The organism is Streptomyces sp. NPDC091271 (assembly GCF_044757505.1).
GTDB lineage: Bacteria > Actinomycetota > Actinomycetes > Streptomycetales > Streptomycetaceae > Streptomyces.
In genome coordinates this window covers 58,808-74,000 of the sequence record NZ_JBIVVD010000003.1, presented here as the reverse complement: position 1 = coordinate 74,000, position 15,193 = coordinate 58,808, and the positions used below count along the sequence as shown (strand labels likewise).

Genomic DNA, 15,193 nt, shown 5'->3' with positions numbered 1-15,193 from the left:
CCCCCAGGGCCGCCCCGGGGACTCCGGGACGTAGGACCGCGAACATCCTTCCGTGAACCTAAAACCTGCGAGCTGGATCGGTCAACCACCCCAGGGCAGAAGTCAAGCCCCTGGTCAGAGCGGGTCGAGGGTGGCCGGGTCACCGCCCCGGTCCCCGAGGCTGTGACCGGAGCACCTTCCTGCGGTGATCCCGCCGAAGGCATCGTCATGACCGGAGCGCCGCACCGGGCGCTCGACCGATGACGGACCGGAACGGGGACCCAGGGTGACACAAGCCGGGACACACGTCGTGACACGGGCCGTGCCACAAGTCCATGGCTACGAGAGATCGTTGCGGCGCAGCCGGGCCTCCCTCACCCGGGAGGACCGGCCGGCCGTCTTCCGCATGGCCGGCCATGAGTGGGACCTGATGGACGAGGTGTTCGCACCGGTCTTCTCGCCGTCCACGGAGACGGCGCTCGGGTTCCTGGGACTGGCGGACGGGCCGCCCGGCGCCCCGAGCGGTTCGTTCCTGGAGATCGGCTGCGGCACCGGGGTCGTCGCCGTGCTGAGCGCGCTGGCCGGCTGCACGCGTGTGGTCGCCGCCGACATCAGTCTGCCCGCCGTACGTAACGCGGAGATGAACGCCGCGCGTCATGGCGTACGGGAGCGACTCGACGCCGTGCACAGCGACCTGTTCTCCGGGCTGGGCGGCGAGCGGTTCGACACCGTCTTCTGGAGCTCCAACTACGTGCGCGCCCCTGACACGTACTCCTACGGGTCGATCCACGAGGCGGCGTACGTGGATCCGGGTTACCGCGCCCACCGCCGCTTCCTGACCGACGGCCCGGGCGCCGTCACCGCGGACGGCAGGGTGCTGCTGCACTTCAGCGACCGCGGCGACGTCGCGCGGCTGTACGAGATCGCAGCCGAGTGCGGACGCGAGCTGCGCACGGTCGCGAGCGAGCGGATCACCGAGGGCGAGTACGGCAGCGACGTGGTCGAGCACCTGCTGCTCCAGGTCGTCGCCGCGTCGGACTGAGGGTGCCGCAGGCATCGTGAGGCAGAAGCGCCCGGCCGGGTCATCCGGCCGGGCGCTCCTGCCTCACCGGGCCCGTGTCCTCCCGGCACGTCGCGCCGAGGACCCGGAACACCTCCGTCATGTCGATGCCCACCTCGTCGAGGGCCGCGAGGGCGGCCCGCCCCGCCTCGTCCGCCTTCAGCAGCGTGTCGCCGTTCGGCACCCCATGGGCCACGGCCTCCTCCAGCACTTCCACGGACACCGCCTGCGCGGTCCGCCACCCCACCAGTGCGGTCAGCCGGTGCGGCAGGGGCGCCGTCCACACCAGTCGGGGCGGCCGCGCACCGGCGGCGCGGAGCACCCGCCACCACTCCTCGCCCAGCCGCTCCTCACGCATCCGGAACGCCAGCCTGGCGACCGCCAGCGCCGCCGTGCCCCGATGCCGCAGGGCCTCCGGCGACGCCAGCCGGGCCAGCCGGGCGTCGACCTCCGCGTCGATCTCCCCCACCGGCACCGAGATGACGGCGGCCAGCCGGCGCAGGCTCAGCCCCGCGGCGAGCGCCAGCTCCAGTCCGCTGAAGTACGCGTCCATGGCCTCGACACAGCTGTCCAACGAGCGGACGGGCGACACGTCGACGCCGAGCCCGGCGGCGACCGTCGCGGTGACCGCCCGGAGGCCGGGGCCGTCGGGCGCGATGCGCACCAGCAGATTGGGTCTGTCCACCGCGAGGCTCGTCTCGTGGTCCACGGCGGCGGACACCAGTCCGGCGTCGCCGTCCGCCGCCTCGTACACCCACAGGAGCGCGTCGCAGGCCTCGCGTACGGCGTCGGCTGACCCGGAGGCGGAGAGAAGACCGCTGAAGTTCCCGTCCTCGGCGAACCTGCGCAGCCGGGCCGGTGCGAAGGGTGCCGACGCGTCTTCCGCCAGCCAGCCGGCCACGCCTTCGGCGGCCAGTTGCCGCAACAGCGCGGCTGCCAATGGGCTGATCATGGGAGCCGAGATTAGAGGAGCCCGCACGCACGCGACAGCCGCGCTCCCGCTCTCCGTCAGGTCCGCCGTTCTTCCGTCAGGTCCGCCGTTCTCCGTCATTACCGCAGCGCACAGTTGACTTATTCCGGGGCAGTTGACGGAATTCCTCCTCGCCCTTTGCCGCCTCGCCACGGGAACGGGATGTTCGTTGCGGTCACCGGCCCGGTGCCCGACGAGACGAGAGGACCGCAATGCCTGCAACCATTTCCGTACCGCAGTGCCTCGTGTGCGACACGGACTTCGATATCCAGGACGACTGGGAGCGGGGCGAGATAACCGAGTGCGGCGCCTGCGGGCAGGAGCACGAGATCGTCGAGAAGGATGACGCCGTCGTACGCGTCGCCCTGGCCCCCGAGGTCGAAGAGGACTGGGGCGAGTGACCGACGCCCCCGAGGTACTGCTCTCGGTCACCATGCTGCGGCCGGACGAGAAGCTCCTCCTCAACGCCCTGCGCGAAGAGGGACTGAACGTCCGGCCGCTGCTGGCGGAGGACCTCGCCGAGGTGGTGTCGGGGGTGACGCCCCCGCCCGCCTTCGCGGTGATCCGCAACCTCTCCCACCGCGAGGCGGTCGGGGTCGCCCGACGACTCGAATTCACCGGCGTGACGGCCCTCAACCGTGCCGCCACCATCGAGACCTGCAACGACAAAGGTCTTCAGGCCCTGCTGTTCGCCCGGCACGGCGTTCCCCACCCGGTCTCCCGCCACACCTTCAGCTACGACCAGGTGCGCAGGACCGTGACGGAGCTCGGCCTGCCTGCCGTCATCAAGCCCGTCAGCGGTTCCTGGGGGCGCGGGGTCACCAAGGTGACCGACACGGACTGCCTCGAGGCGTGGGTCGGCGGACGCGAGTCGGCGGACGCCGGCGGCAAGCTGTTCCCCGTCCTGGTGCAGCAGTACATCGACAAGCCGGGCCACGACCTCCGGGTCGTGGTGGTGGGGCGCACCCCCGTGGTCGCCATCCAGCGGGTCTCGGACAACTGGCGCACCAACACGCACCTGGGCGCCCGGATCGAACGGCTGGAGATCACCGGACCGATCGAGAAGCTCTGTGCGCAGGTCGTCGACGCACTGGGTGAGGGCTTCTACGGAATCGATCTCATCGAGGATCTCGCCACCGGCGAGCTCCTGGTCCTCGAAGTGAACGCGAATCCCGACTTCGCCCGTTCGTCCGCCGTACACGGCGTGAACGTGGCAGGCCATCTGGCCGCGTACATCGCGGAACTGTGCAGCGACACCACGCTTCCCGCGGCCGCGTGACACGAAGGAAGACAGATCTCATGGAACTGTTCGACACAGCCACCGTGCTCACCCGGGTGATGACCTCCGGTGTGGTCATGAGCATCGAGAAGAGCGACCGTGAACTGCCCGGCCTGGAACGCCTGCTGACCAAGCGGACCGGGCGCGCGCACGCCGTACTCGTCAACAGCCGCAGCGCGGCCGTGCACGCGGCGCTCGCCGGTCAGGGCATCGGGCACGGAGACACCGTCAGCGTGCCTGAACTGTCCTCCAAGGACGCCGCGTTCCTGAACTGGCTCGGCGTCGGCGTGGCGGAGGACCCGGGTCCGGCCGTCTTCGAGCACATCTCGCTGGACGCCGGCCGGGCCCACCTGCTCGACGAGCAGGCACGGGCCCTGCGGGCACCGGCCCTGGTCGTCGACCTCACCGGTCTCGGCTTCGGCCCCGCCGCCGCCGTACTGACCGACGACCGCACCGTCTGGGCACGCGCCGAGCGGCTCAAGATCTTCGGCGCCTACGACCTGCGCACGATGTGGACGCAGGAGGAGTCGGAGGCGGACCTGATCCCCGGCGTGCAGTTCAACTACCGGCTGAGCCCGCTCGTAGCGGCCTGCGCCCGCATGGCCCTCAGCCAGGCCGTGCGTCCCCTCACCACCGGAGCCACGTCATGATCACCGACTTTCCCTCCGCCCCGCTTCCGCTGCCCTCCGCCGAGGAGCTCACCTCGGAGCTGGCCGCCCTCGGCGGCGATGCGCTGATCCCCAAGGAGCTGCGCCGCACGCTCTTCCCGATCATCACCAAGGAAGACGTCTTCAACCTGATGCTCTCCCAGCGGAGAGCGCCCGAGAAGGTCGTCGCCGACTTCGCCGAGGCCTACCGCGCCTACGTGGGCGCCGAGTACGCCCTGCCCACCGCGAGCGGCACCTCCAGCCTGCACCTGGCCCTCGTCGGCGCCGGCGTGCAGCCGGGCGACGAGGTCATCGTCCCGGCGTTCACCTTCATCGCCACCGCGCAGGCCGTCGTCGCCGCCCACGCCGTCCCGGTGTTCGTCGACATCGACCCGCGGACGTACTGCATGGACCCCGCGGCGGCTGCGGCAGCGGTCACGGACCGGACCCGCGCCATCATGCCCGTACACGTGCACGGCCTGCCGGCCGACGTGCCCGCGCTGCGCGCCCTCGCCGACAAGCACGGCATCGCGCTCGTCGAGGACGCCTCGCACGCCCACTCGGCCCGCATCGGCGGCCGTATCGCCGGTTCGTTCGGCGATGCCGCCGGCCAGAGCCTGATGGCCGACAAGAACTTCCCGCTCGGCGGCGAGGGCGGTATCGCCTTCTTCGCCACCGAGGAGGCCCACCGGCGCGCGTCCGACTACACCCTGCGCAACGGCATCGACTACGAGATGTCGTGGGTCGCCGCGGCGTTCGGCCACAGCCAGCTGGAGCGCCTGCCCTACTACGACGAGATACGGGCCCGAAACGCGCGCCTGATCGCGGACACCATCGACGCCACCGGATTCTTCCGGGCGCCGCACGTCCCCGAGGGCCACGTCCACGCCTACAACATGTACCGGATCACCCTGGTGCCCGAGGCCATCGGTCTCGAGGACCTCCCGGTGTGGGCGGTCAAGGAGGCGGTGCACGAACTGCTCGTCGCCGAGGGCGTGCCGGCCCGCGAGTGGCAGAACACCCCGATCCCCTGCCACCTGCCGTTCGTGCACCGCACGGGCTTCGGCAACGGCTACCCGTTCACGCTCAACCCGGGTGCGGTACGCGACCACAGGCCCGAGGACTTCCCGGCGACGCTCGCCATGCTCGACTCGACCCTGGTCCTCTGCCGCGAGCTCCGCTCCCCGGTCGAGTACGAGCGGGCGCTGCGCTACGCGGACGCCTTCACCAAGGTCGCCCGGCGCCCGGACGCCATCCGCAAGCTCGTCGAGGCCGGCGACTACCGCCGTCCCTATGAGAAGGCGGCCCGCCTTGGCTGAGCAGACGACCTTCCAGAGCACGTTCTCCGACGGGAAGATCCGCGTCGCCGTCATCGGCGCGAGCGGCTACACCGGCGGCGAAGTCATCCGGCTGCTCCTCAACCACCCCCATGTGGAACTCGCGTTCCTGTCCGCCGAGCGCGGTGCGGGCAAGCAGGTGGGCGCCGTCCACCCGTGGCTGCGCAACCACCCGCGGCTCGCCGGCATCAAGCTGCGTCCGCTGGACCAGCTGGGCGAGGTCGACGTGGCGATCACCTGCCTGCCCACCGGCGCGCTGCCCGAGCGGCTCCCGCAGATCGCGGACCGCGCGAAGTACGTGCTCAACCTGGCCGGGGACTTCCGGCTGGACAACCCGCAGGAACTGGCGAAGCACTACCCGGCGTCGGTGGCCCACCCGCCGGCCGACGCCTTCGACTACTTCGTACCGGACCTGTCGGAGTCCCTGCCGGAGGGCAGGTTCATCAACCTGCCCGGCTGCATGGCCGTCGCGACGGTCTACGCGCTGTACCCCCTCTTCGCCGAGGACCTCGCCGAGCAGGACGTGGTCGTCGACGCGAAGACCGGCTCCACCGGCGGCGGCCGCGGTGGCTCCGAGCAGCCGGCGGAGCGCTCCGGGAACTTCCGGGTCCACAAGCTGCACGGGCACCGTCACCTGCCGGAGATCACCCAGGCGTTGAAGCACTTCACCGGCACGGCACCCGAGCTGCGCTTCTCCACGCACAGCCTGGACGTGCCGCGCGGCATCCTGATCTCGGCGTACAGCCGGCTCAAGGAAGGCGTCAGCCCGCTCGACGTCAAGCGCGCCTACGCCAAGGCGTACACGGGCAAGGCGTTCGTGCGGGTGCGGCCGTCGCCGAAGGCCCCGCAGGACTTCCCGATGCTCAAGGCCGTCGTCGGCTCGAACATCGCCGAGGTCGCGGTCTCCGTCGAGGGGGACCAGTGCGTGTCCATCTCCGCGATCGACAATCTCATCAAGGGTGCGGCCGGCCAGGCCGTCCAGGCGATGAACCTGGCCCTCGGCTACACCGAGTGGACCGGTCTCAGCTGTGCGGCGGTGGCGCCGTGACCCGCCCCCTGTACGTGGTCAAGGTCGGCAGTGCCACCCTCGACCGCGGCACCATCCACACCGAACTGGCCGCACTCGTCGCCCGCGGCGCGCGTCTGCTGCTGGTCGCGGGGGGTGCCGTCGGCATCGAGCAGCACTACGCCGCCCTCGGCCGGCCGATGCCCGAACTGCGGCTCGCCAACGGCGACGCGGTGCGCTACTGCCCGCCCGCCGAGATGACGCACCTGGTCGACGCCTACGAGCGGGTCACCCTGCCCGCCGCCGAGGACGGCCTGCGCGCGCTCGGTCTCGACGTGTTCACCGCGGTCGCCGCACGCGGCGGCCTGGTCAGCGGCCGCGCCAACCGGCCGCTGAAGACGGTGAGCCCCGAGGGCCGCACCCGAGTGGTCCGCGACCACCGGGCAGGCGTACCGGTCGAGGCGGACACCGCCCGGCTGAACGCGTTGCTGGAGGCGTACGACGTGGTGTGCCTCTCCGCTCCGGTACGTGACCGGGACGGCGGCGCCCCGCTGAACGTGGACGCCGACGTGCTCGCCGCCGCCCTGTCCAACGCGCTGGGCGCCGACCACCTGCGCCTGGTCACCGGCACCGCGGGGCTGCTCACCGACCCCTCGGACCCGGCCTCGACGCTGCCCCACGCGCACCAGGGCGAAGCGGCCCGGTACGCGGGCGGCAGGATGCGGCAGAAGGTGCGCGCCGCCGAGATGGCGCTGGAGGGCGGCAGCGCCGACATCGCCATCACGGGCCCGCACACGCTGGCCGATCCGGCCGGCTGGACCCGCTTCTGGCGCGGCAGCGCCCCGGAGACGGACCTGACGCTGCTCGGCCGTGCGGTCGGGGTGCCCTCCGTCTCCGGCGACGAGCACGAACTGGCCGCCTACCTCGTCGACTGGTGCACCGAGCGGGGCATCGACGCCAAGATCGACGCTGCCGGGAACCTGGTGGCCACCAAGGGCGCCGGGGACCGGGGCCTGCTGCTGCTCGGCCACCTGGACACCGTTCCGCACCACTGGCCCGCCGAGTGGCGCGAGGGCGAACTGCACGGCCGCGGCAGCGTGGACGCCAAGGGCAGCCTGGCGGCCTTCCTCGAGGTGCTGGCCACCGCAGAGGTCCCCGCCGACGGCAGGCTGCGGGTGGTGGGCGCGGTCGAGGAGGAGATCTCCTCCTCGAAGGGCGCCTTCCACGCCCGCGACCACTATCCGGCCGACGCCGTCGTCATCGGCGAGCCCAGCGGCAGCGACAAGCTGACGCTCGGCTACTACGGCCTGTTCAAGCTGCGGGTCACGGCCTGGGTCGACAGCGGTCACTCGGCCGGCATGGACGCCGTCTCCGCACCCGACACACTGATCCGCGCCGTCGAGTCCATCAGGGCCTCGGTGCTGGAGCAGGCTCCGGACGCCCTCAGCGCCGTCATCGACATCCGCTGCGAGACCGGCCGGGAGCGGCACCGCGCCGTCGGCATCCTCAACTTCCGGGTACCGCCGGGCGCCGACCTCGACGCCCTGCGCACGGCCGCCCTCTCGCACGGCGACGACGCCCTCGAGATCGCGGTGGAGCGGGCCACCCCCGGCCACAGCGGGGGCCGCACGAGCTCCCTGGTGAAGGTCTTCTCCCGCGCCTTCGGCCAGGCCGGCATCCGGCCGAGGTTCGTGGTCAAGAAGGGCACCTCCGACATGAACACCCTCGCCACCACCTGGCGCGGGGTGCCGATGGTCGCGTACGGCCCCGGTGACTCCGCGCTCGACCACACCGACGAGGAGCGCATCGGCGCCGAGGAGTACCGCACCGCGCGGTCGCTCCTGGCCGACGCGGTGGCCCGCTGGTTCGCCCTGCCGGAAGGGAGCCGATGATGACCGTGCTGACCGACACCCTGGACTCCGCCGACACGGCGGACACCGTGGGCGCCCCCGACGCCGGCCACATCCTGCTGGCCGAGCGGGCGCTGGAGGCCCGCGGGCTCGTCGTCGACATGGCGGCGAGTCCGCGCGGCTGCCATCTCGGCGGCAGCCTGTCCGTGCTGGACATCCTGATCGCGGCGCTGCACCGGGCCTCGTCGGGTGACGGCACCGAGGTGGTCCTCAGCAAGGGCCACGCCGCCGCGGGGTTGTACGCGGCGCTGTACGTGAACGGCATCCTGCCCGAGAACCCGGCGCCGCTGTACGGCATGGCCGGGCACCCGTACACCGGCCATCCCGGCCCCAAGGTCCCCGGTGTGCGGTTCCCGACCGGGAGCCTCGGACACGGTGTGCCGTACGCGGCCGGCTGGGCGATGTCCCGCAGGCTCGGCCGCAAGCCCGGTCTCGGCATCGCCGTGACGGGCGACGGCGAACTGCAGGAAGGCCTCGTCTGGGAGACCTGCCAGGTCGCGGCCGCCCAGCAGCTGGGCAACTTCGTGCTGGTCGTCGACCGCAACGGCGGCCAGAACGACGGCATGGTCGCGGACGTCTCGCCCCTGCCGCGGCTCGCCGAGCGCTTCGCCGCCTTCGGATTCGAGACGGCCGAGGTGGACGGTCACGATCTCGACGCTCTCACCGAGGTGCTGTCGGGCGACCGTTCGGACGCCACCCGGCCGCTCGCGGTCGTCGCCGACACGGTGAAGGGCAAGGGCGTGCCCGCCGTGGAGGGCAAGGCCGCCTCCCACTACGTCACCATCGACGCGGCGCGCGCCGCCAAGTGGAAGCGAGCGATCCGATGACGGCGACGATCACGGAGCCCCGCGTGGCGCTCCCGGGCCGGGACGCCTACCGCGACGAGCTCACCAGGATCGCCGAGGAGGACCCCTGGGTGGTCTGCCTGGAAGCGGACCTCGGCGGCAAGAACCATCCGTTCCAACGGGCCCATCCCGACCGGTTCTTCAACCTGGGCATCGCCGAGGGCGCCATGGTCGACATGGCCGCCGGACTGGCGGTCGGCGGCTACCGGCCGTTCCTCTCCACCTTCGCGCCGTTCGCGGCGCTCAGGGCGGCGGAGAGCCTCAAGCTGACGCTGGGGTATCTGAACGCGGGGGTCACCGTCGTCGCACCGTACGCCGGTGTCTCCGGGGCGTGGTTCGGCACGACGCACCACTGCCTGGAGGACCTGGCCGTCCTGCGCAGCGTGCCCGGCGTGACCATCGCGGCGCCGTACGGCGAGGCCGAGATGCGGGCCGTCGTACGCGCGGCGGCCCGGTCGGGGAAGCCGCACTACATCCGTACCGGACGCAACGCGGCATACACCTCGCTGCCCGGCCAGGACGGCGAACTCTCCCTGGTGGCCTGGGACTCCACCGGTACAAGCGGCGAACCCTGCCTGGTCTCCGTGGGCGAGGAGGGCACCCGCCTCGCTCTGGAAGCACGGGAGCGGCACCCGGAGCTCGCCCACGCCCACCTCGTGTACCTGGACCACGACAACCTGACCCGGGCGGCCGCCGAACTGGCCGGGAGCCACCGCCGGTTCGTGGTCGTCGAGGAGCACCGGCGCGAGGGCGGTGTCGCCGAGGCCCTGGCGCTGCTGATGCCCCGGTGCGAGGTCGTGGGTGTGAACGCGGGTCATTCCTGGCCGGCCGAGGGCGGCGACCACCACGAGGTGATGGCCCGGCTCGGATTCGACCTGCCCGCCGTCCTCTCCGCGGCTGCCGAGCTGCGCAGGCCTGATCACCAGGGCCTCTCCTGAACTCTCCGAACCCCCTTCGAAACTAAGGATTTCTCATGCACATCCTCATGGTCGAATGCAACCCGAACGGCATCGCCGGCATCGCCAACGCCCTGGAGCTGGGCCACGACGTCACCTTCGTCTCCGCCGACCCCGACTTCTACCTCGGCGCCTCGCCGCTGGCCGAGGCCGCCTTCGCACACGACAGGTGCGACGTGATCAAGAGCACCGAGGCCTTCTCCATCGACGAGCTGGAGCGGCTCGCCAAGGAGATCAACGCGCGAAAGCCCGTCCACGGCGTCATGACCTACAGCGAGTACCACACGGTGCACGCCGCCTCGGTCGCCCGCTCGCTCGGCCTGCCCGGGATGAGCGTGGAGGGCGCCCTCAACGCCCGCCACAAGCACCGGACCCGCCTCACGCTGGAGAACACCGACGTACGCCAGCCGCGCTTCGTCGCCGTCTCGGACCCGAAGGACATGGCGGCCGCGGTCCACGAGATCGGCTTCCCCTGCGTGGTGAAGCCGTCCGACGGCACCGCCAGCCTGCACGTGCTCCTCCTCCGCGACGACCAGGAGCTCACCGACTACCTGGCCGAGCTGGCGAAGGTGGACGACTACGGCCGCGGCGTCACCCGCATCCCGGAGATCGTCGTCGAGGAGTTCATCGAGGGCGAGCTCGTCTCGGTCGAGGCGTGCGTGCTGCAGAGCGGCGAGATCGTCAACCTGGGGATCACCGACCGCAACCTGAGCGGCTTCCCGTACTTCATCGAGATGGGTCTCACCTACTTCAGCGGCCACCCGCTGCAGGACGAGCTGTTCGCGATGAACGAGCAGGTGCTGAAGGGTCTCGGTGTCGACTTCGGCTTCATCCACGCCGAGTACTTCCTCGCCGCCGACGGACCCGTCCTCTGCGAGGTGAACGGCCGGCTCACCGGTGGCATCGTGCCCCAGCTGATGGAGCTCTCCAGCGGCGTCAACCCCTACCTGGAGGTCATCCGCCAGGCCCTCGGCGAGACGCCCGAACTGCCCATCCCCGGTGACGTCATCGCGGGCGGCCACTGGTTCGGCTCGCCCGTCGACGGGGAGCTCGTCTCCATCGGCTTCGACAAGCTCAAGGGGACCCCGGGCTTCGAGGAGGCGCTGGCCTACGCCAAGCCCGGCCGCACCGTGTCCCGGCTCTCCAAGAGCAACTTCGACTGGCTCGGCCACCTCATCTACACCGGCAAGGACCGCGACGAGGCCACCGGCCGCGTCCGGGCCGCCCTCGACGACATCGACTTCACCATCAAGGTCCAGGTGGCCCGCTGATGCGCGTCGCGATTCCGGAACTCGATCCGGCCACCCTGTACGACGTCACCGTCGACGACGGGCACTTCTCCTCCGTCCGGGCCGTCGCCGAACGCGACGTGAACGACGCGGAGACCCCGGAGCTGTGGCCCGGCTTCACCGAGGCCCACGCCCACCTGGCGCTCCCGGCCAACTTCGACGACTCGCTCGACGACCCGCGCATCTCCGCGATGCAGTACCTCTACCACGGGGTCACGCACGTCGTGGACATGTTCGGCTTCCCGCTGGTCAAGGAGGGCTGGGAGAAGGGCAGGCAGGAGTCGCCGCTCCCCTGGCCCGAGGTGGCCCACTGCGGTTACGCGGCCACGGCGACCAAGGACCTCGACGGCCACTACGGCCACGGCGTCGAATTCCCGGCCCCCGTCTTCATGCTGAGCGTCCAGGAGGACCTGGCCACGGTGCTCGCGGCCAACAAGGCACGCGGCGCGACCTTCCTGAAGGTCATGTACACCGAGGGCGCCGAACAGCCGGAGAGCACCAAGCGCTTCTCCCGGCTCCCGGGCAACCTCCTGGCGCACGTACCCCGCCTCGCCGCCGAGCAGGGCCTGAAGACGGTCATCGACTGCAACACCCGCGACGAGGTGATGCAGGCCTACGCCTTCGGCTTCCGCATCTTCGCCCACCCGGTGCGGGACCTCATGCTCTCGGCCGCGGACTGGCAGGCGCTCGAAGGCGCCCGGTTCGTGTCCACGCTCAGCGGCCTGCGCCCCATGATCATGGAGCGCGAGGACTTCCTGCGCGAGTACGAGAGGCCCGGGTTCCGCGAGACCCAGGACCTCGCCAACCTCGACTACGTGTCGAAGATCGAGGAACCGTTCGGCATCCAGTACGAGGTCCAGGACACCCGGACCGCGGCGCTGGTCAACATGCGCGACAACAGCCTGGCGGCGCTGGAACGCGGCGCGCTGCTGATCGGCACCGACTGCGGCAACACCGGTGCGTTCCACGGCGACGCGCTCAAGGGCGAGCTGGACCTGCTGGCCGGCGACGACCTGGGCAAGCCCGGTCTGCGCGAGGCACTGCTGCGTACGGCGACGACCACGGCCCGTGGCTTCTTCGACGAACTGTCCGGACGCGAGCCCGGCACGGATCTCATCGCGGAGGGCCGCCCGGCCACGTTCAACCTGATCGACCCGGCCGCGGCCGGTAAGCAGCTGTCGCAGCTTCCCCGGGCCACGTACGTGCGGGGCGTGGCCGTGGACCGTGCGGCGGTCGTCGCGGCCATCCAGGACCTGCGCGCCACCCCAACCCGAGGAAAGGTCACCGCATGAGCAGCCAGGAACGCCATGTCCTGAGCCCACAGACCCGCAAGGTGCTGCTGGGCGTCAACTCCGGCATCGCGCTCGCCCACATCGGCAACTACATCTGGTTCCCGCATCTGATCTCGACGCTCGGCGTGGAGTACAGCGGCTTCTGGGCCGGGTTCGTGATGTTCCTGACGTACGTGGGACGGCTGAGCGCGACCTTCTTCTACGAGGGTGTCGCGGCCCGGTTCGGAACCCGCGCGAGCATCATCGCGGGCATCGCCGTGGAGGCCGTCGCGCTCGGCGGGATGGGCTTCGCGGACGGGGTGCCGTTCTACAGCCTGCTGGCCTTCTTCGTCGGATTCGGCTCGGGGATCTCCTTCCCGGGGCTGAAGAACATCCTCGGCACGCTGCCGGAGGCGGACCGGCCCAAGGCCTTCTCCTCGTTCCAGATGTCCTGCCAGCTGGGTGTCATCGCGGGTGCCGTGATCGGCGGTCTGTTCCTCGGCTCCTCGATGACGGTCCTGTTCCTGGTGGTGTTCGTCCTGTTCGCCGGCTACTGCGCGGCCGCGGCCTCGTTCATCCCGGCCGACGCGGGCGGGCAGGCCGCCCCGGCGGCCAAGGACACCCCGCTGGTCAACGTGGCGATCCTCAAGGGCCTGCAGCTCGGCGGTGGCGGCAGCTACTTCCTGCTCTCCAGCGTCTTCTGGATCCTGTCGATCAGCTTCCTGGTCGGTATGCCGCTGCACATGGAGGAGTTCGCCGCGGACCTTCCGGTCTCCACCCCCTTCTGGATCACCGGCCTGGCGCTCCTGGTGCTTCAGTACCCGGCGTTCCGCTACATGTCGAAGCGCCTGCGGCCCGGTCAGGTCATGGGTGTCGCGTTCCTCGCGATGGCGGCGGCGTACGCCCTGTTCGGTGCCGGGCAGACCTCGGTGTGGGTGGTCGTGGGCTGCCTGGTCGTGGTCTTCGGCGACATCCTGTTCACGCCGTCCTTCGACCTCTGGGTCGCCAACCGGATGCCTGCGGACCGCCTCGCGCGGGCGATGGGCGCCATGCACTTCTTCCGCAGCTTCGGCAACATGGTCGGCACCCTCGCCGCCGGCGCGCTCTACGACCTCTCGCACTCCACCGACATCCCGGGCCTCAACTGGTACGTCGTCGGTGCGATCGCGGTGGTCTGCGCCGCCGTCAGCTTCTCCTCCGCGAAGAAGGAGAGCGTCTCGGCGGAGAGCACACCGGCGTTCGTGCAGGCCGAGGAGCCGCCCGCCGCCACGGAAACCCGGCAGGCGGCCGACACCACGGCCTGACGGTTCGTTCCATCCCCCCACACACCCCCACACGCAGAGGGACCCGGCCCGCGAATGCGCGGACCGGGCCCCTCTGTGTGTGCGTGTACCGCCGTCGGCTGCTAGGCGGCCGTACGACCGCCGCCGGCCAGACGCGGCAGGATGCGGAAGCCGATGCCACCGGCGATCATCGTCGCGGCACCGAGCAGCAGGAACGTGGTCTCGGCCGCACCGGTCTCGGCGAGCTCGTCCTTGCCCTTGCCCTGCTCGACCGGCTGGTTGCCGATGCTGTCGGTGTCGGTGTTGTCACCGGTGTCCGGGTAGGACGGGTCCGAGGGCTCAGCCGTGGGCGCGCCGGTGTCGCCGCCGGTCGCGCCACCATCGGCACCACCGTCAACGCCGCCGTCAGCACCGCCATCGGCACCGCCGTCAGCACCGCCGTCAGCGCCACCATCGGCACCGCCGTCAACGCCACCATCGGCACCGCCGTCAACGCCACCATCGGCACCGCCGTCAGCACCACCATCGGCACCACCATCGGCACCGCCGTCAGCACCACCATCGGCACCGCCGTCAGCACCGCCGTCAGCACCACCATCGGCACCGCCGTCAGCGCCACCATCGGCACCACCATCGGCACCGCCGTCAGCGCCACCATCGGCACCACCATCGGCACCGCCGTCAGCGCCACCATCGGCACCACCGTCAGCACCGCCGTCAACGCCACCATCGGCACCACCGTCAGCACCACCATCGGCACCACCGTCAACGCCGCCGAGCAGGCCACCGTCGGCGCCACCATCGGCACCACCGTCGGCACCGCCGTCGGCACCGCCGTCAGCACCACCATCGGCACCGCCGTCAACGCCGCCGAGCAGGCCGCCGTCGGTCGTCGCGTTGACCTGTGCGTCGACACCGTTCTCGTCGACACCGATGCCGATGCCGATGCCCACGGCCTGCGCTGCGCCCGCTGCGGTAAGCGAGGCACCCGCGGCGATAACCGCACCAGCGGCTATCCGCGCGACGCGGATTCGCGTCTTCTTGGTCATATGTTGCTACCCCCAGTAGCTGATCTCGTCGATGGAGCAGCCCTATGCGGTCCACGGCCCTGCGGGGTCACACTCTCTGCAGGGCCACGCCGTACCGTGGTCATCCCGCCCGCCCCCGTTCACACCTGTCCCAGACATACGCGTGCTGCTCTAGCACCCTGTCCAGAGTTAAGGACTACGTCAAGGCCGTTCCGGGGCATTCGGGCCGCTATGGGGGTTCTTGACGGGTATTCGGAACCACGACTGTGACTCATTCACCACAGCTCCCCCTCAACTCCCCTGCGTTCCCGGCGGGGTGAGAACACGGAAGGG

At 71.0% G+C, this 15,193-nt stretch carries 14 protein-coding genes; 13 read left to right on the top strand and 1 reads right to left on the bottom strand.

Going from position 1 to position 15,193, the window contains the following annotated elements; translation table 11 throughout:
- Window positions 1-331 precede the first annotated feature (331 nt).
- On the top strand, window positions 332-1,021 hold the full coding sequence (locus ACIQM3_RS12085; protein WP_401622579.1) for a 50S ribosomal protein L11 methyltransferase: 690 nt from the start codon (window positions 332-334) through the stop codon (window positions 1,019-1,021).
- A gap of 40 nt (window positions 1,022-1,061) precedes the next feature.
- Here ACIQM3_RS12085 and ACIQM3_RS12080 read toward each other — a convergent pair whose 3' ends face one another.
- The gene (locus ACIQM3_RS12080; RefSeq protein WP_401622576.1) at window positions 1,062-1,991 is read right to left on the bottom strand and encodes a hypothetical protein; all 930 of its coding nucleotides are present in this window, start codon (window positions 1,989-1,991) and stop codon (window positions 1,062-1,064) included.
- 230 nt (window positions 1,992-2,221) lie between these two features.
- Here ACIQM3_RS12080 and ACIQM3_RS12075 point away from each other — a divergent pair, with 230 nt between their 5' ends.
- From ACIQM3_RS12075 to ACIQM3_RS12020, 12 genes are all read left to right on the top strand, one after another.
- Complete coding sequence (locus tag ACIQM3_RS12075) at window positions 2,222-2,410, top strand: lysine biosynthesis protein LysW (protein ID WP_104786329.1); 189 nt, start codon at window positions 2,222-2,224, stop codon at window positions 2,408-2,410.
- A complete protein-coding gene (locus ACIQM3_RS12070) occupies window positions 2,407-3,288 on the top strand; it encodes a RimK family alpha-L-glutamate ligase (RefSeq protein WP_401622573.1) in 882 nt (293 codons plus the stop codon). The genes ACIQM3_RS12075 and ACIQM3_RS12070 overlap by 4 nt, the downstream gene beginning before the upstream one ends.
- Window positions 3,289-3,308: 20 nt before the next feature.
- Window positions 3,309-3,938: a DegT/DnrJ/EryC1/StrS family aminotransferase gene (locus ACIQM3_RS12065; protein ID WP_401622570.1), complete on the top strand. Its 630-nt coding sequence runs from the start codon at window positions 3,309-3,311 to the stop codon at window positions 3,936-3,938.
- Window positions 3,935-5,254 carry an aminotransferase class I/II-fold pyridoxal phosphate-dependent enzyme gene (locus ACIQM3_RS12060; protein WP_401622567.1) on the top strand — a complete coding sequence of 440 codons (1,320 nt, stop codon included), beginning with the start codon at window positions 3,935-3,937 and terminating at the stop codon, window positions 5,252-5,254. The genes ACIQM3_RS12065 and ACIQM3_RS12060 overlap by 4 nt, the downstream gene beginning before the upstream one ends.
- Window positions 5,247-6,320, top strand: coding sequence for an N-acetyl-gamma-glutamyl-phosphate reductase (gene argC / locus ACIQM3_RS12055; protein WP_401622565.1), 1,074 nt, complete (start codon window positions 5,247-5,249; stop codon window positions 6,318-6,320). The genes ACIQM3_RS12060 and argC overlap by 8 nt, the downstream gene beginning before the upstream one ends.
- Window positions 6,317-8,170: a M20/M25/M40 family metallo-hydrolase gene (locus ACIQM3_RS12050; RefSeq protein ID WP_401622562.1), complete on the top strand. Its 1,854-nt coding sequence runs from the start codon at window positions 6,317-6,319 to the stop codon at window positions 8,168-8,170. Before argC ends, ACIQM3_RS12050 begins: the two co-directional genes overlap by 4 nt.
- Complete coding sequence (locus ACIQM3_RS12045; protein ID WP_401622559.1) at window positions 8,170-9,015, top strand: thiamine pyrophosphate-dependent enzyme; 846 nt, start codon at window positions 8,170-8,172, stop codon at window positions 9,013-9,015. The genes ACIQM3_RS12050 and ACIQM3_RS12045 overlap by 1 nt, the downstream gene beginning before the upstream one ends.
- Complete coding sequence (locus ACIQM3_RS12040) at window positions 9,012-9,971, top strand: transketolase family protein (RefSeq protein WP_401622555.1); 960 nt, start codon at window positions 9,012-9,014, stop codon at window positions 9,969-9,971. The genes ACIQM3_RS12045 and ACIQM3_RS12040 overlap by 4 nt, the downstream gene beginning before the upstream one ends.
- Before the next feature lie 35 nt (window positions 9,972-10,006).
- A complete protein-coding gene (locus ACIQM3_RS12035) occupies window positions 10,007-11,260 on the top strand; it encodes an ATP-grasp domain-containing protein (protein ID WP_401622552.1) in 1,254 nt (417 codons plus the stop codon).
- A complete protein-coding gene (locus ACIQM3_RS12030) occupies window positions 11,260-12,570 on the top strand; it encodes a hydrolase (protein ID WP_401622549.1) in 1,311 nt (436 codons plus the stop codon). The genes ACIQM3_RS12035 and ACIQM3_RS12030 overlap by 1 nt, the downstream gene beginning before the upstream one ends.
- A complete protein-coding gene (locus ACIQM3_RS12025) occupies window positions 12,567-13,853 on the top strand; it encodes an MFS transporter (protein ID WP_401622546.1) in 1,287 nt (428 codons plus the stop codon). Before ACIQM3_RS12030 ends, ACIQM3_RS12025 begins: the two co-directional genes overlap by 4 nt.
- A gap of 83 nt (window positions 13,854-13,936) precedes the next feature.
- Complete coding sequence (locus tag ACIQM3_RS12020) at window positions 13,937-15,130, top strand: hypothetical protein (protein ID WP_401622543.1); 1,194 nt, start codon at window positions 13,937-13,939, stop codon at window positions 15,128-15,130.
- The last annotated feature ends 63 nt before the right edge of the window (window positions 15,131-15,193 follow it).

Excerpts from the sequence above, each read along its gene's own strand:
- ACIQM3_RS12080 (WP_401622576.1), bottom strand. The coding sequence starts at position 1,991 with ATGATCAGCCCATTGGCAGCCGCGCTGTTGCGGCAACTGGCCGCCGAA.
- ACIQM3_RS12035 (WP_401622552.1), top strand. The coding sequence starts at position 10,007 with ATGCACATCCTCATGGTCGAATGCAACCCGAACGGCATCGCCGGCATC.
- ACIQM3_RS12025 (WP_401622546.1), top strand. The coding sequence starts at position 12,567 with ATGAGCAGCCAGGAACGCCATGTCCTGAGCCCACAGACCCGCAAGGTG.
- ACIQM3_RS12040 (WP_401622555.1), top strand. The coding sequence starts at position 9,012 with ATGACGGCGACGATCACGGAGCCCCGCGTGGCGCTCCCGGGCCGGGAC.
- ACIQM3_RS12045 (WP_401622559.1), top strand. The coding sequence starts at position 8,170 with ATGACCGTGCTGACCGACACCCTGGACTCCGCCGACACGGCGGACACC.
- ACIQM3_RS12075 (WP_104786329.1), top strand. The coding sequence starts at position 2,222 with ATGCCTGCAACCATTTCCGTACCGCAGTGCCTCGTGTGCGACACGGAC.
- ACIQM3_RS12030 (WP_401622549.1), top strand. The coding sequence starts at position 11,260 with ATGCGCGTCGCGATTCCGGAACTCGATCCGGCCACCCTGTACGACGTC.
- ACIQM3_RS12065 (WP_401622570.1), top strand. The coding sequence starts at position 3,309 with ATGGAACTGTTCGACACAGCCACCGTGCTCACCCGGGTGATGACCTCC.
- ACIQM3_RS12060 (WP_401622567.1), top strand. The coding sequence starts at position 3,935 with ATGATCACCGACTTTCCCTCCGCCCCGCTTCCGCTGCCCTCCGCCGAG.